15 protein-coding genes and 1 pseudogene are annotated in these 21,197 nt (G+C 43.9%); 11 read left to right on the top strand and 5 right to left on the bottom strand.

Annotated elements, in window-relative coordinates:
* The first annotated feature begins 227 nt into the window (after positions 1-227).
* Positions 228-956, top strand: a complete 729-nt coding sequence (locus ACED59_RS12740) for a glycosyltransferase (RefSeq protein WP_017096707.1) — start codon at positions 228-230, stop codon at positions 954-956.
* Positions 957-970: 14 nt separating this feature from the next.
* A pseudogene (locus tag ACED59_RS12735) lies at positions 971-2,277 on the top strand (LssY C-terminal domain-containing protein).
* 74 nt (positions 2,278-2,351) lie between these two features.
* Here the strand turns inward: ACED59_RS12735 and ACED59_RS12730 are convergent.
* From ACED59_RS12730 to ACED59_RS12720, 3 genes are all read right to left on the bottom strand, one after another.
* Positions 2,352-3,701, bottom strand: a complete 1,350-nt coding sequence (locus ACED59_RS12730) for an ATP-binding protein (protein ID WP_017096708.1) — start codon at positions 3,699-3,701, stop codon at positions 2,352-2,354.
* A 102-nt stretch (positions 3,702-3,803) separates the two neighbouring features.
* Complete coding sequence (locus ACED59_RS12725; protein ID WP_012604255.1) at positions 3,804-4,463, bottom strand: response regulator transcription factor; 660 nt, start codon at positions 4,461-4,463, stop codon at positions 3,804-3,806.
* A 25-nt stretch (positions 4,464-4,488) separates the two neighbouring features.
* Complete coding sequence (locus ACED59_RS12720; RefSeq protein ID WP_009847088.1) at positions 4,489-4,887, bottom strand: PepSY domain-containing protein; 399 nt, start codon at positions 4,885-4,887, stop codon at positions 4,489-4,491.
* A gap of 286 nt (positions 4,888-5,173) precedes the next feature.
* Here ACED59_RS12720 and ACED59_RS12715 point away from each other — a divergent pair, with 286 nt between their 5' ends.
* On the top strand, positions 5,174-7,558 hold the full coding sequence (locus ACED59_RS12715; protein ID WP_029223781.1) for an EAL domain-containing protein: 2,385 nt from the start codon (positions 5,174-5,176) through the stop codon (positions 7,556-7,558).
* Positions 7,559-7,634: 76 nt separating this feature from the next.
* Here the strand turns inward: ACED59_RS12715 and ACED59_RS12710 are convergent, their stop codons facing one another.
* On the bottom strand, positions 7,635-9,374 hold the full coding sequence (locus ACED59_RS12710) for a DEAD/DEAH box helicase (protein ID WP_017096710.1): 1,740 nt from the start codon (positions 9,372-9,374) through the stop codon (positions 7,635-7,637).
* A 97-nt stretch (positions 9,375-9,471) separates the two neighbouring features.
* Here ACED59_RS12710 and rsuA point away from each other — a divergent pair, with 97 nt between their 5' ends.
* The 3 genes from rsuA (at position 9,472) to ACED59_RS12695 (ending at position 12,255) form a co-directional block, all read left to right on the top strand.
* Positions 9,472-10,167, top strand: a complete 696-nt coding sequence (gene rsuA / locus ACED59_RS12705; RefSeq protein ID WP_009847085.1) for a 16S rRNA pseudouridine(516) synthase RsuA — start codon at positions 9,472-9,474, stop codon at positions 10,165-10,167.
* Between the two features lie 211 nt (positions 10,168-10,378).
* On the top strand, positions 10,379-11,596 hold the full coding sequence (locus tag ACED59_RS12700; RefSeq protein WP_017096711.1) for a Bcr/CflA family multidrug efflux MFS transporter: 1,218 nt from the start codon (positions 10,379-10,381) through the stop codon (positions 11,594-11,596).
* Positions 11,596-12,255: a DUF2913 family protein gene (locus tag ACED59_RS12695; protein WP_017096712.1), complete on the top strand. Its 660-nt coding sequence runs from the start codon at positions 11,596-11,598 to the stop codon at positions 12,253-12,255. The genes ACED59_RS12700 and ACED59_RS12695 overlap by 1 nt, the downstream gene beginning before the upstream one ends.
* A gap of 126 nt (positions 12,256-12,381) precedes the next feature.
* On the opposite strand, the gene ACED59_RS12690 is transcribed toward ACED59_RS12695, so the two are convergent.
* Positions 12,382-13,818 (bottom strand): DUF2867 domain-containing protein, encoded by a 1,437-nt coding sequence (locus ACED59_RS12690; protein WP_017096713.1) that lies wholly within the window; start codon positions 13,816-13,818, stop codon positions 12,382-12,384.
* 96 nt (positions 13,819-13,914) lie between these two features.
* On the opposite strand from ACED59_RS12690, the gene ACED59_RS12685 reads away from it, so the two are divergent.
* The 5 genes from ACED59_RS12685 (at position 13,915) to nhaA (ending at position 21,093) form a co-directional block, all read left to right on the top strand.
* Positions 13,915-15,288 (top strand): MATE family efflux transporter, encoded by a 1,374-nt coding sequence (locus tag ACED59_RS12685; protein WP_017096714.1) that lies wholly within the window; start codon positions 13,915-13,917, stop codon positions 15,286-15,288.
* Positions 15,289-15,410: 122 nt separating this feature from the next.
* Positions 15,411-16,082, top strand: coding sequence for an ABC transporter ATP-binding protein (locus tag ACED59_RS12680; RefSeq protein WP_009847080.1), 672 nt, complete (start codon positions 15,411-15,413; stop codon positions 16,080-16,082).
* Complete coding sequence (locus ACED59_RS12675; protein ID WP_009847079.1) at positions 16,063-18,516, top strand: ABC transporter permease; 2,454 nt, start codon at positions 16,063-16,065, stop codon at positions 18,514-18,516. The genes ACED59_RS12680 and ACED59_RS12675 overlap by 20 nt, the downstream gene beginning before the upstream one ends.
* Entirely contained in the window at positions 18,506-19,654 is a 1,149-nt protein-coding gene (locus ACED59_RS12670; RefSeq protein ID WP_012604245.1) for a lipocalin-like domain-containing protein, read from the top strand. Before ACED59_RS12675 ends, ACED59_RS12670 begins: the two co-directional genes overlap by 11 nt.
* Before the next feature lie 275 nt (positions 19,655-19,929).
* Positions 19,930-21,093 (top strand): Na+/H+ antiporter NhaA, encoded by a 1,164-nt coding sequence (gene nhaA / locus ACED59_RS12665; protein WP_029222855.1) that lies wholly within the window; start codon positions 19,930-19,932, stop codon positions 21,091-21,093.
* Positions 21,094-21,197 lie beyond the last annotated feature (104 nt).

Below are 21,197 nucleotides of genomic sequence, written 5' to 3'. Positions count from 1 at the left end.
CATCTCAAAGTGAATTTCCTTCGATAAATGATTCGTTTGGAGATAAAACGTTCACTAGCGCTTATTTACCCCATTTTATCGTCTTTTACATTGCCTATCTTATCTATTTATAGCGTTGCTAAATCATCAAGTTAATGAACGGAAAATGAATGTTTGCCTAAGACTTGGTTAAGGCTTGGTTGGTTAATCTTAGTGGTAATTAAACAGCAGAATGAATAGGTGAAAATATGGAACCGGTAAGCATTGTCGTAATTACGCTAAACGAAGAGAAACGCATCAGCCGCTTAATGGAAGAGTTGAGTGTGCAAACCCATCAAGAATTTGAGGTGATTGTTGTCGACTCGAACAGTGAGGACAACACAAGAGGGGTGGCACAAGCTTATGAAAGCGCGTTACCAAAGTTAACGGTTCATCATATGAAAAATCGCGGTGTGAGCCTTGGCAGAAACACAGGCGCTTCATTAGCGCAGTACAACCGAATCCTTTTCTTAGATGCCGACGTGAGTTTGCCCCGAAACTTCCTTGCGAAAGCGCTTTATGAACTAGAGGAGAAGAAGCTTGAAGTGGCGGGTGTGTACATGAGCTCGAAAGGTCTGCCGCTTGTACACAAGTTTGGTTACGGGCTATTTAACGCAGGCTTATTTACTACCCAGTTCTTTTTCCCGACGGCGATTGGCGCCTGTATTTTCTCGACTAAACGAGCGCATGATGAAATCGGCGGTTTCGATGAAGAGATCGTACTGTGTGAAGACTGTGACTATGTAAAACGTGCGAGCAAAACATGGCGATTTAGATTCTTGAATATGACCTTTGGTTTTGACCCACGTCGTTTAAACCAAGATGGTGTTGTAAAGACAGGGTCTACTTACCTTAAAGCCAATGTAAGACGTTTTTTTAAAGGCGAAATGCGTAACAACGAGATGAACTACAAGTTCGGTCATTATAAAGAACAGTAAGCACTGAGGTTGTTATGTTTGATGGACTAGGGCTGTTTCTGGGGGCGTTGGGTGATGCTCTCATTGGCCCAAACCTATTTGTACCGGGAGAGCCCTTCTTTATCGCAGCGGGCTTTCAACTGTATTCAGGTGCATGGATGGCGTTGGTTTTGGTGATGCTAGGCGGTTTGCTTGGTGACCAACTCAGTTATTTTATTGGCTATAAATACGGTGCGAAAGCGCAGCGAAGGCTCATTAAGTTTCGTCCTAAAACCAAACGATTAATTGCGCGCTGCCGTTACCTAATTGCTCGCAAAGGCACATACATCATTCTTTTTGCTCGCTTATTAGGGCCTATCGCTTGGGTTGTGCCATTTATAGCGGGCTCACATCGTGTACGGTGGCGCAATTTCAGTGTGTTGGCGTTTATCGGCTTGGCTCTTGGTGGTGGACAGTTCATTGCTTGGGGCATGTTACTGGCGCACGGCGTTGAAAACTTCCCGTGGCTTAATAGTCTTAAGATATTTATCTCTGAGCATAATAGCTTGATCGTCGGTGTGTTCGCAGTATCGGTTTTCACCATTATTGGTTATCGAATGAAGTGGCGGCGCTTGGTGCTTAAATCCAGTGCGTTGCTGTTGGCGTGGGTATTGTTTGCGAACTACGCACACTTTTTCTGGAAAGCGGATGATTTTAAGAATCAACCAGAGACGGCTCAAATTGACAAAGTCGACTGGAATTCGGTTACCTATAAAGCGTTCCCAGGCAAATCTTCATTCTACTCGGCACAAGCTATCAACGTACTATATGTTGGAGCAACCCAAGAGACTTAATGAAACAATTGGGCTGGATAGAAAATCAAACTTTCTCTCGAAATGAGATTGAATGGGTTGGTTACCTCGCATTGCTTAGAGACAAAACGCCACCGGTGTCTGATTTGTATTGGCGAGACAAGCCACAAGATATGGCGTTTCAATTGCCGGGTAACTTGATGAAGCGTAGCCATATTCGCTGGTGGCGTGCTGGTGTTGATATTAAAACTAACCAGCCTCAGTGGTTAGGTGCAATCAGCTATGATGATGGCCTTAAAGTCACCCCTTACTCAGGCATTGTGACCATACTGCATAACATTGACCCTAATGTTGATGAAGAGCGAGATAGGCTTGCTAATCAGATACGAACTTCACTACCAGATATTGAGCTAGACAAGTACCCATTAGCAACGGTAGAAGTAATGAATGAAGATCATGACTATTATACCGACGGTAAGATCTTGATGATCGGAGTCGCAACTCATAATGATAATTTACAAACTCTAGATATCGCTGTGAATGAGATATAGGGTCGTATGTAAGGTCGATTGAACTAAGCCCTAGCGTTGTGCTAGGGCTTATCGTGGTTATTTAGCTATTTAGCTTACGTAACCTTGCTTATTTTAAGCACCAGAGAAGCTTTTAAGCCGCCCATAGAGCTCTTGCTGAGCGTTAGGCTGCCTCGGTAGCTGTGTGCCATTTCATTCACAATGTTAAGCCCCAAGCCTGTTCCTGGTGTGGTTTCATCAAGTCGAACACCACGTTTTGTCACTTGCTCAAGCTTCTCTTCAGGAATGCCTTGGCCATCATCTTCAATCACTAATTCAATGTTGCCATCATCGAGTTCATTCGAATGGACTCGGATAATGCTGCTCGCCCATTTGTAACTGTTCTCTAGTAGGTTGCCGACCATTTCATCAAGGTCGGTTTTTTCAACCGCCACTTCAATTTCAGAGTCTAGCTCATTAATCATGGTGACTTCGTTGGCGGCATAGACTTTATCAAATGCCATTGAGATAGCTTCAACACGCTCACAAGGTGAAGACTTCACTGAAAGAATGTTCATTGCGCCTGCCATGCGCGCACGGCCAAGGTGATAGTCTATTTGGTTCTGAATCTGATGAATGGGTTGTTGTAACAAGGTTTTGTCATCGTCTGGAAGTCGCTCTATCTCATTTTTCAAAACCGACAGCGGCGTTTTTAACGCATGAGATAGATTTCCAGCGTGGTTACGCGCTCGCTCCAATAATTCTTGATAGTGGAAGAGTAGGGCGTTGAGGTCAGAAACTAATGGAGAAACCTCTTTCGGGTAGTTATCGCTTAACCCTTGTTGTTCTCCGTTTCTTAACATCACCAGTTCACGTTGCATCTTACTGAGTGGCAATAGCGACCAACTGACTTGAATACCAATCAACATCAGCACGCCAACAAACAGCAGCATCAGAATCAACCAGACTTGACCTGTAAGCTCGGTCAGTGTGGATTCTAATGGGTCTTCATCGATACCAATGGTGATCGTGACAGGGTCATTCAGTTCAGGCAGATAGATATCCTGCTCGATGTAAATAAGCTTTTCTTTCTCTGGCCCTTTGACTGATGTGTGAATCGGCGAACGCTTGATGGTGAGGTCTTTATCCCATAGCGAGCGAGATCGAATAATCTGATCTTGGGTAGCGGCGCGCCAATAAATACCACTGTAGGGTTGGTTGAACCTAGGATCAGACAGACGCTCTGCCATGATTAGGTTACCACTGTCATTGGTTTCGATATTGGCGGTTAACTCATCCATGGTTAAAGCAAGCTGCTGTTTCATGTCATCGACGAGGTAGTCATTTACCAGTTTCGGAATTCCGACACCTGCCGCTAATATCATCGCACCTAGCCAAAAAGCCGCGGCAAGAAGCAAGCGGCTTTTTAGACTGACGTTTTTAAGTGTTCGTTTTTTTAGATTCATACGTTACCAGCCTGTCTTTGCTCATCTTGCTATGAAAACAACAAAGATCAGCACAGGCTGCCCACTAATTGGAGATTGCTCTTAGCTTAATTAAATACAGCATTATTCAGCATTCAGTTGGTAGCCAAGGCCGCGAACGGTTTTGATGATCTTAGGTGCGATTTTCTTACGAATACGACCGATGAAAACTTCAACCGTGTTTGAGTCGCGGTCAAAATCTTGCTTGTAGATGTGTTCAACCAACTCAGTGCGCGAGATAACTTTGTTTTGGTTATGCATGAAATAAGCGACCACTTTATATTCAAGCGCTGTGAGGCTAACAGCTTGACCTTGCCACAACACTTTAGAGCTGCGTGTGTCTAGGCTGAGATCACCAATTTGAAGTATAGGAGCAGCACTGCCTGACGCTCGGCGTAGTTGAGCACGGATACGGGCAATCAGCTCGACCATTTCAAATGGCTTAGTTAGATAGTCATCAGCACCTGCGTTCAAGCCCTCGACACGTTGGGTTAGCGTGTCACGAGCACTTAGGATAATCACTGGCGTATTGATGTTTTCGTCTCGAATACCTTTTAATACGGTTAGGCCGTCAAGCTTAGGTAGCCCTAAATCGAGAACGATTGCATCCCACTCTTCCGATGTTGCACGGTAGAGTGCGTCGATACCGTCTTGAGAAAGCTCAGGAACCCAGTCGGCTCCCTCAAGGGTGTCTATAATTTGTTGGCCCAAACGAGGTTCGTCTTCAACGACTAAAATTTTCATGTATCACTCTTTTTATAGTTATTTATTATTCGTGGGAGTTTTTGATCGCTTCTTTAAAGTTGCGACCTTTAATCATCAGCATTTCTAACGTTTCAGCGTTGTATTCCACTTTAATGATATTGTTTTGGAAATTTATTTTGAGCTCATACACCCAAATATCATCGTCTTCTTCTAGTTCTACTTTAATGATTCGGCCATGAAGATCATTTTCAACCGCAGCATACATTTCTGAGAAAGGGCGAATGTAGCCTTCTTGCACCGCTTCATAGACTTCGTCTTGATCTTCTTCAAATTCGATACGGGTTCCCGCTTTATGAACATCTTGTACAAGATCATGACCGTTATGGTGATCATCTTGTGCAAAGCTTGATGTCGAGCCTATAGCTACAGCGATACAGATGAGTATAGCGCTTGGTTTTTGCATGCAGTGGCCTTAGTAAAAGAAGCAAGTAACGACAGTTTAATACAATAAAAATGAATGGAGTATGAATGTGAATACGAGAGACGCTTTATCACTTTAGCAATGTAAAGTGTTGTATCAACGTGCAATTAACCAACCTGATATTCATGTTGAATCATTTGATCGATAGTAATGTGTTGAAGTTATTACATTCGCTTACAAATTACAAATAATTAACATGGTAAGCTTGCAAGTATATGGATTATAGGGGCTTTGTTGCCACGCGACTTGACTACAAAAGGACTTTATTGTGTCATTTACAGTACTTGGTATGCTGCTTTTTTCAGTGCTTATCACATTCACTAGCCATGCCAATGAATTAGATTTCAAGCGAATAAGTGATTTCGAATATGGTATGGTCGCCACTGACTCCCCAATTGATACCATTATTCATACTGAATATGAATGGAAGCCTATTGTTACTTGTATCCCCAAACCTAATCAGTCGTGTTGGTTTAAGCTTTCAATATCCTCGGACGACCTCTCTATTTATAATCATCTGGTATGGAAATCTTTATCCTCACGCTCAGGAGAACTGTTTTTTGTTAACCAAGATGGAATAACTGTCGGTGATTTTTCGTTTGAATACTATCGCTCGTTAAAGCTGAAACAAGACTTTAAATATCGTTATTTTCTCGTAAAGTTTGCTAAAGGAAAGACTGTAAATACTAGTGCTTTACTGGTGAAAGAACAAAAACTCAAACAAGCGCTTGTAATGAAAGATGGGGTGATTCTAGCCTTATTTATTTTGTCGAGTGCGATCTCTTTAGTTTATGTTTATTTTGCTTGGCCAATTAAGCGATTTAAAACACTATTCATGACATGTTATATATTATTGTTTTCTATTTTTTATATGTATAAATTTGGGTTTTTATGGGATGGTTATGATAATAAAGGGACGTATGTAATAGATTTTTTTAGAAGCGACTATTGGTTCGTTTCTTATTCTCTCTCCCTAGTTTGCATATATTTGATGCTCGTTTTTTCAAGTTGCGATAGAGTGAATACCAAGCATTTATTAACCTGTTTTTTATTTGTTTTTCTCCAGGTTCTGTCTATTTATGTTAACTTGAGTGTTTTAGTTAGTTTTTTGATTAGCACTATATTATCAGCCGTTGTTATCGCATTTTGTTTGATAGCAAAGGAAGTTAAGAATAAAAAACAGATCATAATTAGTTATCTTTCATGTTTTGTCATGTCTGTTATTTCACTCGAATCCTCGATGAGTCTGTCGCTTACTTCTGGATATTACTATCTAATTCAAACCTTATTCTATCTGTCGCATGCCTCTTTCGTGATTGCGTGTGTTTACGATCTTGGTGAGTTGAGAGTGATTAATTTAGGTGACTATAAGAAATTACTGTCTAGCTCTGACAAGGATTTCATGACAGGTCTGTATAATCGAAAGTCTATAGAATATAAAAAAGTTATCGAGTTTTCTCGTTGTTATTATTACATTGATGCAAATCAGTTGAAGTTTCTCAATGATAGTCAAGGTCACCATGTGGGTGATCGGATGTTGATTAATCTAGCTATGCGTTTCAAAAAGATAGCAGCTCGAGGTATAGGTCAGGCGTATAGAGTCGGTGGCGATGAATTTGTATTAATTTGCCAAACGTCTGTTTCCGAAGAGTTACTACATTATTTGTTGGAACAAAACCTCACACAAGAAACAGAAAATGCTCTAAGCTTTAGTTTTGGCCGTTATCGAAGTGGTCCTAATGAATCTGTCGAAGACTGTATTTATAAAGCTGAATACTGTTGCCGTAAAGCAAAGTCCAACAATGAACCTTACCAAGACTGGCAGCAACAAGACGGGGTTATGCTCTATAGTTTACCGAATCTTAGGGAAGAGGCGGTTGAACTGCTTAACTCGGATAGGTTGCTTTGCTTTGCTCAAAAAATTCATTCTTTAAAGGGTGTTGCTTCGAGCTATGAGCTACTGTGTCGTTTAAAAATGGAAGATGAAGAGGGGCGTGAAAAAATCGTTTCTGCTGGTGAATTGCTCGATGTTGTAGCCTCTCATGGGCTTGAGAAGGAGCTCGATTCTCGTATGCTTACTTACGCAATTGGCTTACTTGAGCATTATTCAACTATTCAATTGTCATTAAACTTCTCAGTTAAAACCATTTTCGATATGAGTGTTATCGATCGTTTATGTCATCTACCCCCTTATATCCGTTCCCGTTTATGTGTTGAAGTGACTGAGCTTGTTTTTTATCGTGCAGATGAGAAGTTTCGAAAAATAGTAGAGCGACTACAACACCACCAGATAATAGTTGCCTTAGATGATTTTGGTTCAGGTTATTCATCGTATTCAATTTTATCTGAAGGCTGTTTTGATACGATCAAGCTTGATGGTTCGCTTGTTGAAAATATTAACAGTTCTGATTTTAAGAAAAAAATGGTGCACTCATTAGTTGAGTTGGCAGAAATGAGCCAAACTAAAGTGGTTGCAGAACGTGTTGAAACAATTGAAGAGTTAAGAACTTTAGAAACGTTAGGCATTGACTTTATTCAAGGCTTTTATATTCATAGGCCAACTTTAGCCATTGAGCTTTTTGATAATATGGAAAAAGAGGCGCGGGAATCAGAAAAATCTAAGCGCAATCTAATTTGTGGTTTAACAAGTTAACTCATGTGTGGTCATTAGAATGTTAATAAAAGGAGTATCGATACTCCTTTTATTAATTCTGTTGATTATTGGGAGCCTATTGCTTGAGTTCATCTTCGAATATCTTGTCTCTCATTTTCCAAAAGCGCCCAACTTTACGGGCAATGACGAATTGAGGTGGGCGGAATCTATGTTGGTGAGCGACCACCTTCGTCGGTGAAGCTTCCTCAAACGGTCTGTGTCTGTCGGCAAGGTGAGGGCGAACAAACTGATCCTTAAAGTTCTGCTTCTGTTTCTTAGTGGTTAATGACCAAAACTCATGCACTTGTGCTTGGTTTTCTCCACGGTAAGTGACCTTAAGCTGCGACTTGCCTTTTTCGTCCTTGAGAACGTTAAGGTCCATTTCTAAACACTCAAACACCAACGCATCTTTGAGGTTTAACGCTTCCTTAAGCTTTTTATCTGGGTCGACCAAGGTGGCATCACACTCATGACAAATGCGCGCGGCAATGTCGTTGTCAGCGCCGCATTCACCACAATACTTAGCACGAAAACGATAGTTACAGTGCTCGCGTTCGCCCGTGTCTTCATCGGTAAAGTAGCCTTGGCATTTACGGCCAAAGTGTTCGAGTAAGAAGCCGTTGCTGTCTAGCTTGCCCCAGAAGTTATTATTGAAGCCGCAAGCAGGGCAGGGAATAGTGATGATTTCACTGTCTGAGTCAGGCTTTGGGTCTCCGACCTCTGGTTGGTAAAGGTCGTAACTGTTGCCCGCATAGTCGAGCACTAAACACTCTTTTTTACCCGGAGATAGGCGTAAGCCACGGCCAACGATTTGTTGGTACAAGCTAATAGATTCTGTTGGGCGCAAAATCGCGATTAAATCCACATGGGGCGCATCAAAACCTGTGGTTAATACTGACACGTTAACCAAGAACTTGATTTTACGTTCCTTGAAATCATTTATGATTTGGTCACGTTCGAGTGTCGGTGTGTCGCCGATTACAATTGAAGCTTCACCTTCGGGCAGTAAACCAAGGATCTCTTGTGCGTGTCGAACGGTGGCTGCAAATACCATGATGCCGAGTTTGTCTTTGGCCAGCTCAATAATTTGGTCGACAATTTGCGGGGTAGCACGCTTCGATTGCTCAATCACCATATCGAGTTCTGATTCTTTGTAGCGGCCTGTACTTGCAGGTTTTAGCTGTGAAAAGTCATAACTCAATACTGGCGCATCGATCATGCGTGCTGGTGTTAGAAAGCCTTCGTCCAACAAATAACGAATCGGCAGTTCGAAAATACAGTCTCTGAAAAATCTCGGCTCTTCAGAGCGCACTTGGCCACGCGTGTGATATTGGTAAAGCCACCCCATACCAAGACGATAAGGGGTCGCGGTTAGTCCAAGCACCTTGATGCCCGAATTATTCTCGCGCAAGTGAGTGATCACTTTTTGGTAGCTACTGGTCTTTTCATCGGGAACACGGTGGCATTCGTCGATAACCAACAGTGAAAATTGGTTAGAGAATGAATCGAGGTTGCGAACCACAGATTGAACCGAAGCGAACACCACTTGTTGGTCTGTCTCTTTTCGCCCTAAACCCGCAGAGAAAATTGAGCCTTTTAGCCCATAACCTTCATACTTTTCATGGTTTTGTTCGACCAACTCTTTAACGTGAGCGAGTACCAGAACTCGACCTTTCGCAAGCCTTGCTAGCTCTGCAATCACAAGGCTTTTCCCTGCGCCTGTAGGCAACACAAGAACAGCCGGAGTTTGGTGTTTTCTGAAGTAATGAATCACTGATTTTACAGAATCAGCTTGGTACGGGCGGAGTGTATACATATCGCGTCTTGTAGGGTAGAAAACAAATAGTGTGAAATAGCTCAACTAATTGAGCAAAGGTGACTATAATACCCGACTTAGATTAGTTGAGGTATTCATGCGTTTAGATAAATTTCTGTGCGATGCGTTAGGCGTCACTCGAAGAGAAGCAACACACTTATTAAAATCCAAGGCAGTGACAGTAAATGATGTCATTCAAAAAAGCGGCTCACTTAAGGTAACTGAAGAGTGCGTTGTGGAATGGCAAGGCAATGAACTGAATGTTCACGGCCCGCGTTACATCATGCTTTACAAGCCAGAAGGTTTTGTTTGTTCGCATGAAGATGGTTCAAATCGCACTGCGTTTGAATTACTCGATGAAATCAAAATGGACAAGCTGCACTTTGCAGGTCGTTTAGATGTTGATACAACGGGTCTTGTCTTAATGACAGACGACGGTAAGTGGTCTCATCGTATTACGTCGCCAAAGCACAAGTGCGAGAAGATGTACCGAGTGTGGTTGGTTGAACCTGTTGAAGACGATTACGTTGAAAAGTTCAAAGAGGGCATTCAGCTTAAGAGCGAAGACGGCCTAACACTTCCAGCACACCTTGAAGTACGAGCAGAGCGTGAAGTGTTGCTAACGATTCACGAAGGCAAATACCACCAAGTAAAACGCATGTTTGCAGCACTTGGTAACAAGGTAGAAGCACTGCACCGTGAACGTATTGGTGAAATCGAGATGGACGAGTCTTTAGAGTTGGGTGAATACCGTTACCTAACACAAGAAGAAGTAGACTCTATCTGGAAGTAAACTTTTCTACCGTAGATGTGGCCGACCAAGGATAGCGTCGGCTGATTATTTTGACTGGTACTAGGACAGTTTCAGCCATTATTACTATATGTTCATGTATGTGTGCGCATATTCGTGTATCACTGTGCGTATTCGTGTATTGCTGTGTGTGTATTCGTTTGCTGCGTGCATGCTCGTGCTTACATAGAACCTAGTACTTAGTCGGAGAGTTATGCAAACGTCTACCTCACAGACCCCAAGCTCACAATCACAAACGCCTCAGTTAGGTTGGATGCTATTTTTGGTTCTGGGCGCTATTGGTGCTTTAACACCACTCGCCATCGATATGTACCTACCTGCAATGCCAACGATCGCCAAAGATCTTGGTGTGACAGCAGGGGAAGTGCAAATCACACTTACCGCGTACACCGCAGGTTTCGCTTTAGGTCAGTTGCTACATGGTCCGTTAGCCGACAGTTATGGTCGCAAGCCAATTCTACTGATTGGTGTGCTCTTCTTTGCGATAGCGTCTGTCGTGAGTGCAACCACTCATGGCATTGAAGCGTTAACGTTAGTTCGTACCGCTCAAGGTTTTGCGGGTGCTGCCGCAGCGGTTATTATCCAAGCGGTTGTGCGCGATATGTTCGACCGTGAAGATTTCGCAAGAACCATGTCGTTCGTTACCTTAGTGATGACGGTTGCGCCATTAATTGCCCCTATGATTGGTGGTTATTTGGCATTGTGGTTCGGTTGGCGTTCAATCTTTTGGGTGTTGGCTATTTTTGCGGTTATCGTGATTCTTGCGGTTATCATTAAGATCCCTGAAACACTGCCTGTTGAAAATCGTCAGCCATTGCGTTTTAAAACGACGATTCGCAATTACGCTCGTTTATGTAAAAACTCGACCGCTATGGGCCTAATTTTCTCGGGTGCGTTCTCGTTCTCTGGGATGTTTGCATTCTTAACCGCAGGCTCTTTTGTCTACATTGATGTCTATGGGGTACGTCCTGACCTGTTTGGTTACCTGTTTGGCCTGAACATCGTTGCGATGATTTTGATGACGACCATCAATGGTCGAATTGTTAAGAAGGTCGGTTCTCATACCATGCTGAGAGCAGCTCTGGTCATCCAATTACTGGCTGGCGTCGGTTTACTGGTTGGTTGGTTATTGGATCTCGGGCTTTGGGGTATTGTGCCGTTTGTGATGCTATTTATTGGCACCATTTCTACTATCGGCAGTAACTCTATGGGTCTATTGCTCAGTGGTTATCCAAACATGGCCGGTACGGCTTCATCGCTTGCGGGAACATTAAGATTTGGTACTGGTTCTGTCGTTGGAGCTATCGTTGCGATGCTGCCAAGTGACAGTGCTGGGTCTATGGCTATGGTAATGGCTGCGTGTGCAGTAATGTCAGCATTACTATATTGGACATTAGGAAAGAAGGCATAATGTCAAAATACTATATTGAAATTCAGAAGTTAGTGAATGATGCGTTAGGCGAGCTTTATGCTCTGCACAAAGCAGGCAAAGCGATTGATGCGCCTATTGCGAACAACCTTTATTTAGTTCGTTGGGTAACGAAGGCGATTAAGGCTCAGTCTTATGAGCGTGTGATTGTTCCTGATTTGGTGCGTTGGCAGAAGCAGGGCCGTTCAAAGGGCAATAACTCTGATTTAACTTTTACCTTTAAACGTATTTCTGCGTTTTACGGACGTTTTTTCCCTGAAGGCGAAGAGCCTAAAGCGCTAAAAGACAGTGATGTTGAAGCGTTCATGGACAAAATGTACGAGATGGGTTGGAGTGTATCAAGTGAAGACGAGCTAACGACTGGCGGCAAAATTCAGTTCTTCACTGATGGTGAGCACTCTTTTGCACTTTGTGGCAAACAGTGTGACGACTCGTTCGACGGTGAGCTAATGGTAAAACCAATGAACTGGTTTGTTCGTGGTAACCACGCTGAGTTTATTCAAGCAGCGATGGAAGCAGGTTTCATGCTTCACAAAGTCACTGACTACAAGTCAGCGGTGAAGTATCACGGTGAATACATCGTGTATCCAGCTAACCAAGGCAACCAACTGGCTGAGATCCCAATTAGCGTTATTGGCTAATCTAGTGACAGTTAAAAATATAAAGACCGCCTAAATGGCGGTCTTTTTCTAGCAAGAAGGTGTGGATGCAGTCTCATCCATAGCTCTTAATTTCTTCGTATCTCGTTGCCGGCTCTCGAATCTGCTTTAATCCTTCATCTGCTCTTTAGCTTGCTTCTCAATCGCCTTAACCATGCCTTTAAAGATAAATAGGTGAGCTGGCATCATCGCGAACCAATACAGTAAGCCTAAAAAGCCTTTTGGATGCCACCAAGCTGAAATGTTCAGTTCACGAGAATCACCGTGGTCAGAGACGGTAATTTCGAGTCTCCCCAAACCGGGACCTTTCATACCGAAAAGCAGAGATAGAAACTGATTCTCTTCACAGCGAATAACCTTCCAAGAGTCAATCTTGTCACCGACTTTTAGGTTAGAGCCTTCTGGCATTTGTCGAACCGGTACACCACCGCCAAAGAGAAGATCTAACCATTCGCGTGTGCGCCATAAAGCGTTAGCGAAGAAGTAACCTTGTTTCGGGCTTCCTATTTGCTGAGCAACGTGCCAGAGGGAATCTAAGGATGCGCTTGAGGTGATACTTGCCCCTGTTTTCTTCGGGTAATAGCCATACCCAGCTTGCCAGCGCTTGAAGGCGGTTTTGTCAAAGCCCCAAACATTACTTTTTACGAAGTTGCCTTCAGAATGAATCGCTTGCTCAACCATACTTTCGAATGAGATAAGTTTCTGAGGGTACTTTTCTCTAATGATGGTCGAACTGGCAATAAAGTCATGCTTTAAGCCCGCGAGAAGCGCTCTGCCTATGTTGGACGGAACAGAAGTCACCACGCCCAACCAATAAGACGCCATTGAAGGTGTGAGAAGTGATGTCGCCCACAGCCTGAGTGGACGATCGGCTGTTTTGGCAATGTGTGCAAATTGGTTTCGATAAGAGACAATATCTGGCCCGCCAACCTCGAAAGTTTGGCTTTCGCTAGGCGTGTCTTGTGCGAGTTTTAGTAGATAGTGGTTCAGGTTCTGCAAGGCAATAGGGTTGGCTTTAGAGTCGACCCATTTTGGCGCAATCATAATAGGCAAGTTGTACACGAAGTCTCGCATGATCTCGAACGCCGCAGAGCCGGGGCCAATGATCACGCCTGCTTGAAGTTCGGTCACCGGTACTGGTCCTTTACGAAGCAGTTGTCCGGTTTGTTTTCTCGCTTGAAGATGCTCTGAATCACCCGTTTGCGGTTGAAGCGAACTCAGGTAGATGACGTGTTGGTTTTTTGGCCCAAGAGCCGAAACAAAGTTACGAGCCAACTTGAGTTCGTAATCAATGAAATCATGGCCTTCAGCCATTCCATGTACAAGAAAGAAAATAAGGTCAAAGTCAGGGACGAGCGCTTGTGTCGCAGCTTGATCTGCGAGATCAAGGTATTCAAGTGACAAGTTGTCGTGAGGCTCTGTTCGTGCTTTTAAATAGTCGATATGCCTTGCTGCAGCTGTGACTAGATAGCCTTGCTCAAGCAGGAGAGGGAGGAGCTGCGAACCAACATATCCAGAAGCGCCTAAAACCAGTACTTTCTTCATTGTTACTCCATTTATCTCTGTGGTTAAAAACCGAACATTGATATAATAGCGTGATATTTATCTTTATTCATCAATACGTTCCGTTTAGGTATTTCTATGTTGCTCTCTTCAATTATTCATCACACTCGAGGTGATTTTGTTCGTAGGCTTATTGCGATTGCTTTACCTATCACCTTGCAGAGCATTATGTTCTCAAGTCGAGGCCTTGTGGATGTATTGATGTTAGGCCAATTGGGTGAAGCTGATATTGCTGCGGTGGGTGTGGCGAGTCGAGCCATGTTTGTCACGACCATTATGCTGGTGGGTGTCACTACGGGCGGCGCTTTGCTAACGGCTCAATATTGGGGCGCGGGTAACAAACAAGGTGTGCGAGAAAGTACCGCGCTTACATGGTTGGTTTCGACACTATTTGCGTTACTAACTATTGTTTTCTTCGTTTCATTTCCCGCACAAATCATGGGTGTGACGACTGACTCCCAAGAAGTGATCAACCTTGGTGTTGAATATATTGTTATCACCTCGTTTAGCATGCTAGCTGTATCGTGCGTTAGCAGTATGGCTGTAGGTTTGAGAGCGATGCACAAACCCGGGCTAAGCACCTTCTTCAGCGGTATCGGTATCCTGTCTAACGTGTTCTTAAACTGGGTGCTGATCTTCGGTAACTTAGGGTTTCCTGCGCTTGGAATCAAAGGCGCAGCGATTGCGACAGTGTTGAGTGGTGCAATCGAAGTGGCGACCTTGTTTGGCTATCTTTATTGTTCAAAGCATCTCTTGGCTTTCAAGTTATGCGATATAAAAGCAGCAGCTTCGATTGAAAAAGTGGTTCGCTTCTTAAAGTTATCGCTGCCGACGACGTTTAACTTTTTGGCGTGGGCTGGTGGCTTATTTGCTTACCACGCGATCATGGGGCAATCGGGCGTTCAAGGACTGGCAGCACTGTCAGTGATGACGCCGGTTGAATCTATCTCATTGAGTTTACTGATTGGCCTTTCGAATGCGGCAGCGGTTCTGGTGGGTAATCAACTTGGCGCAAAGAATAATGAAGCGGTTTATTACCAAGCGTTAGGCTTAACGATTTTGTGTTTCTTGACCAGTATCGTGGTCGCGATTTTTCTTTACTTCGTACAAACGCCAATACTGAATGCTTTTAGTGCACTGACGGAAGAAACCAGAGCCCTCTCAGAAAAGTTCATTCTAATTTTAAGCGTGGGTATTGTTATCCGATCGGTACCGCTGACTGTCATTGTTGGTGTGTTGAGAGCGGGCGGTGATGTGAAGTTCTGCCTTTATCAAGACCTGATTGCCCAATGGGTGATCGGTATTCCGCTCGCCGCGATTGCTGCTATCTATCTGAAGTTTCCACCTGAGTGGATATATCTGCTTTTCCTCACTGAAGAAGTGCTTAAGTGGGGTGGGTCGCTCTACCGCATGAAAACAAGAAAATGGATTAAAAACTTGATAGGAAATTGAAGTAGAGCGCATCAACCCCATCACTTTATCGTTGGTGTGTGATCTATCTTTCAAAATACTTCCTCCTAACAGGGAATTAGTGTAGATTCTCATTCCAAATTCTAACTAATGTGAGCTGTTTAATGTTAAAGCTGTCAGACCTGTGTAAAGGCTATGTCGATGGGGGGGAGTTTCACCCTGTTTTGCAAGGTGCTGAATTAACATTAAACCAAGGTGATCAGCTGGCATTAATGGGAGAAAGTGGCTCTGGTAAGAGTACTTTGCTGAATCTTATCGCGGGTTTAGACCTCGCCGATTCAGGTGAAATCGCTTTCCCTCACTTCGATATGCACGACTCGACCGAGCGTGACCGCACCGCTTATCGTAGAAACAACATCGGTCATATCTTCCAGCAATTCAACTTGCTACCAACGCTTAACATTGCCGACAACATCCGTTTTTGCCGCCAGTTAAAAGGTTTACCTGAAGATAAGGGGCTCTGGAGACAGATTCTTTCTGCTTTAGACCTGATGCCTTTGCTTGGTCGTTACCCTGAAGAAGCGTCTGGTGGTCAACAACAACGCGCAGCGATTGCTCGTGCTCTGTACATGGAACCTAAAATTCTGTTGGCCGATGAACCGACGGGAAGTTTAGATGAGCGTAATGCAGAAGCGGTAATGCGTTTGCTGACCTCTTTGGCCCGCCAATTAGAATGTACATTATTGCTGGTAACACACAGTGAGAAAGTTGCATTGCATATGGATGGCAGAATTCGCCTACAAGGAGGGCAACTGCATGTTATGGCCCGTAGTTAAAGCGCTACTTGGTCACTATCGACGTTACCCACTTCAGATTATCTTGGTATGGCTTGGTTTAACCCTAGGCGTATCACTTTTGGTTGGTGTTACCGCTATCAACCAACACGCCAAGCAAAGTTATACGCATGGCGAAAAACTCTTTTCGAATCCTCTTCCTTACCGTATTCGACCAAAACATAACGCGAATAAAATCCCGCAAGGTTTTTACATTCAGCTTCGTCGTGAAGGCTTTCAGCAGTGTTCTCCTTTTGACCACCATAGTATCACTGATGAAAATGGTGCAAACTTTATGCTTATTGGCATAGACCCTGTTTCTATGCTTCAGCTTCAGCCTGGTGCTGCCTTAAAAGAACTCACCACGTTAGATCTCATGAAACCACCATATCCGATCCTAGTGAGTGATGATCTTGCTGAACATATGGAATGGAAGGATGGGGACTACATTCCACTGATGGATGGTTCAGAGCTAGGTCCTGTGGTAGTTGACCAAAATAACCTGATTAATGGTACAAGGTTGATTGCGGATATATCTTTGCTCCGAATGCTTAAACGCAGTGCAGGGCTTTCCGTGATTGCATGTTCAGACATGTCTCCTGAGAAGTTTGAACGTCTTAAAAACATGTTGCCCAATGGTTTGACAATCTCTCGCAGCTCTAAAGCTGAGCTTGAGTCATTGACTAGCGCTTTTCACTTAAATCTAAAAGCGATGGGCATGCTGTCGTTTGTCGTTGGCTTGTTTATTTTCTACCAAGCGATGTCGCTGTCTTTCATTCAGCGACAACCACTCGTCGGAATCTTGAGACAAACAGGTGTGTCTGGTTGGCAACTGACTAAAGCGCTTTGCTTAGAGTTATTGTTATTGGTTCTACTGAGCTGGATCTGCGGCAATGTATTCGGTGTCATGTTGGCAAACCAACTGTTACCTGCCGTTTCTTCGAGTTTAGGTGATCTTTACGATGCGAATGTGGGCTTAACCCTTAGCTGGAGTTGGCGTTGGAGTGGCTATAGCTTATTAATGGCGTTGCTTGGTGCATTCCTAGCGTGTGCATGGCCATTGGTTCGTTTGCTGAGGTCGCAACCGATTCGTTTGTCATCTCGTTTATCTTTGATGCGTTTTGCTGGCACTGAGTTTACTTGGCAAGCATTGATTGGTTGTGGTTTCTTGGTTGCAGCTGTCGCTGTGTATCAAGCCCCACAAACGCAAGAATCTGGTTTTGCGATTATTGCCCTGATGCTCGTCAGTGTGGCTTTGTTTACGCCTTTCTTGATGTGGAAGCTGTTCAACAGTTTGTCTTATTCACTGCGTTGGGTTCGTGCTCGCTGGTTCTTTGCGGATGCCGCTTCAAGCATGAGTTATCGTGGTGTGGCGACAATGGCGTTCATGCTAGCGTTAACCGCGAATATTGGTGTAGAAACCATGGTGGGTAGCTTTAGGGATACCACCGATAAATGGCTAACACAGCGTTTGGCTGCAGACCTGTACATTTACCCAACCAACAACGCCGCTGCACGTATGAGTAATTGGCTGTCAGAACAGCCTGAAGTCGATTCAGTTTGGTGGCGTTGGGAGAAAGATGTCGCTTCCCCTGTCGGAAGTACCCAGGTGGTCAGTACTGGTCCTTCTGAAGGCGAATTAGAAGCGCTGACGATCAAGTTAGGTATTCCGAATTACTGGTACCACCTGCATCATTCGAAAGGTGTGTTGATCAGTGAATCGATGTCTCTCAAGTTAGGGATTCGCCCAGGCGACTATATAGACCTTTATGACAGTCTTGGCTCTGGTTGGCAGGTTGTTGGTGTTTATTACGATTATGGCAACCCTTACCATCAAGTCATGATGTCACATCGAAACTGGCTATCTGGGTTTGCTGGACGCGGAAATGTCGGTCTAGGCGTCATACTCAAAGATGATGTCAATTCCGTAGGACTTCGAAGTCGATTGGAAAGCGTATTCAGGCTTGGATCTGAGCGTATTTTTGATAATAACAATATTCACAGTCAGGCGATGAGAGTGTTTGATAGAACATTTGCGATAGCTGATACATTGGGTAACATCACTTTGGTCATCGCGGTCTTCGGCATCTTTTTCGCGACGGTTGCGGGTGAAGTGTCTCGACAAAGGCATATTTCATTGCAACGTTGCTTAGGGGTCTCGGCAAAAGAGCTGATTTTTACAGGCAGCTTGCAGTTGTTTGTGTTCGGACTTATTTCTTCCTTGATTGCTATCCCGCTCGGATTGGCGTTAGCCAGCTTGATCGTCGATATTGTCATTAAGCAGTCTTTTGGGTGGTCACTCGAATTACAAGTGATTCCTTGGGACTATTTGCAGACATTTGCGTGGGCCATGGCAGCATTAATGTTAGCTGGTGCATTGCCAGTGATGAGAATGATTCGGAACACACCGATGAAATCACTGAGGGATGCGCTTTAATATGCTTCAACGAAATGGCTCAAAAAAACTCAGACACCGATTTGTTTCTGCTCTATTACTGATTGGTTTCTTTGGCACTATTTTAGGTGTCTGGGCTTACTATTCCTATTTTGTCGATGTTGGCGATAAGGGCGAGAATGAGGTTAATTCAGTACTTGTAAGTGAGCATTTCAATGTGTTTGAACCTGTATTGCCAGACCGAGGCGTTTCGTTGCCTCGTGATTTCCAGTTCCACCCAGAATTCCAGCATGAGTGGTGGCATTATTTTGCGTCTCTAAAAGGGGATGATGGGAAAAAGTACTCGGTACAGTGGAGCTTCTTTCGCATTGCAACCGATGAGCGAGAAACCTGGGGGTGGCAAAGCCCGCAGGTTTATATTTCAAATGTGGTAATTTCGTCTGAATCTAAGGTTTGGAAAGAGCAACGTTTGGCGCGTGGTGGCATTGGACAGGCGGGAATGACCAGTCATCCGTTTAGAATTTGGATTGATAACTGGAACTGGCGTGCCTTGGGTAACACACCGTTTCCAGGTCGCCTTCAAGTACAAACCGATACGTTCGGCCTTGAACTCGACACTATTGCGAAAGGGCCATACGTGCTCAACGGCGATAACGGCTATCAGAAAAAGCACGACTTATTGCCTGTCGCGTCTTATAACTTCAGCGCTCCGTTTTTATCTTTGAGTGGGGTTTTGAATCTCGACGGTGTAACGAAAGAAGTCGAAGGTACTGCGTGGGTGCATAAAGAGTGGGGCAGTGGTTTACTCGGAGTCGGTCAGCAAGGCTGGGATTGGTTCGTGTTTAATCTCGATGACGGTACTGCACTGAGCATTAACCGATATCGCCATAATCAACAATTGCCTTATGTTTTTGGAACATTGGCAACTCGTTCTGGCAAAGTGTATCAGCTAACGGACTCCGACATTTCTATCAAGCCATTACAGAATACGACGCTAATGAATGGTAGAAGAATGCCGCTCCAATGGATTATTAACGTGCCACAACACGATATCAATCTCACTACGCGTATCAAACGTAGGGATATGTGGCTGCCTTTTGTCATACCCTATTGGGAAGGGCCAATTATGGCGAGCGGAAGCCATGAAGCAACAGGCTTTATGCAGTTAACTGGCTACTAAAAAACACCTAAGGCTATCATTTGATAGCCTTTTTTTATGTTTGATATTCCGACAACCCTCGAATTATTTGTGCATACAGCCTTGGTGAACTCATCTATACTTAATTCATGGTGCATAACAACATTATGGAATATACGACGTATTGTTTAGTATTTGTAGGAAAAACCGAAGTTAAACATCCGAAGAAGTGATTATCTATCGATAGAGCTTGGATATAAACTCGTGGTTATTCTTTGTTATTCGTTTATTTAAATAATAAATATAAGGGCGAAATCATGACCGACGTCATCCGTGACTTCTTTAAATTGGAATCTGCTGGCGGCATCATACTAGTCATCGCTGCGGCGATCGCAATGTTTGTAGCAAACTCACCATTGAACGAAATGTACCAAGGGGTACTGCACAGCTATGTTCTTGGTATGTCTGTATCACACTGGATTAACGATGGCTTAATGGCTGTCTTCTTCCTTCTAATTGGCTTAGAAGTTAAGCGCGAACTGTTAGAAGGCGCATTAAAGTCTAAAGAGACAGCAATCTTCCCAGCTATCGCAGCGGTGGGTGGTATGCTAGCTCCTGCACTTATTTACGTGCTATTCAATTCAAGTAACCCTGAAGCGCTTCAAGGTTGGGCTATCCCAGCGGCAACTGATATCGCTTTCGCATTGGGCATCATGGCTCTTCTTGGTAACCGTGTACCGGTAAGCTTGAAGGTATTCCTACTAGCGTTGGCAATTATCGATGATCTAGGGGTTGTTGTTATCATTGCACTGTTCTACTCAGGTGATCTATCGACGCTTGCACTAACGGTTGGCTTCATTGCAACTGGTGTGCTGTTCATGCTAAACAACAAGCATGTAACTAAGCTGAGTGTTTACCTTATTGTTGGTGCAATTCTGTGGTTCGCAGTATTGAAGTCAGGTGTTCACGCAACATTGGCTGGTGTAGTCATTGGTTTTGCTATCCCACTGAAAGGCAATAAAGGAGAGCGTTCTCCGCTGAAACATCTAGAACATGCTCTGCACCCATACGTCGCTTTTGCAATTTTGCCAATCTTCGCATTTGCAAACGCAGGTATCTCACTAGAAGGCATCTCAATTTCAAACCTTACAGGCATGCTACCGCTTGGTATTGCTATGGGTCTATTGGTTGGTAAGCCTCTGGGTATCTTCCTATTCAGCTGGGGTGCTGTGAAAACGGGCATCGCTAAGCTTCCTGAAGGTGTGAACTTCATGAACATCTTCGCGGTATCTGTGTTGTGTGGTATTGGCTTTACGATGTCTATCTTTATTTCATCGCTGGCATTTGGACCAACGAACGCAGATTTTGATACGCTTGCTCGATTAGGTATCCTGATGGGCTCAACGACCGCAGCTATCTTAGGTTACTTCCTGCTAAGTATTTCTCTACCGAAAACTAAGCATCAAGAAGTAAAATTATAATTGGTAGGTAAAAGCATAATCGGTAGTAGGTTCGCTTAAGAGGGAGCCTACTCACTGAGTAACAAGTCAATTTCTGAGTAGCAAGAAGAGTTACAGAATCACCT

This window comes from Vibrio sp. FF266, from assembly GCF_041439695.1.
Classification (GTDB): domain Bacteria; phylum Pseudomonadota; class Gammaproteobacteria; order Enterobacterales; family Vibrionaceae; genus Vibrio; species Vibrio tasmaniensis_A.
This window is presented reverse-complemented; position numbering and strand designations above follow the sequence as displayed.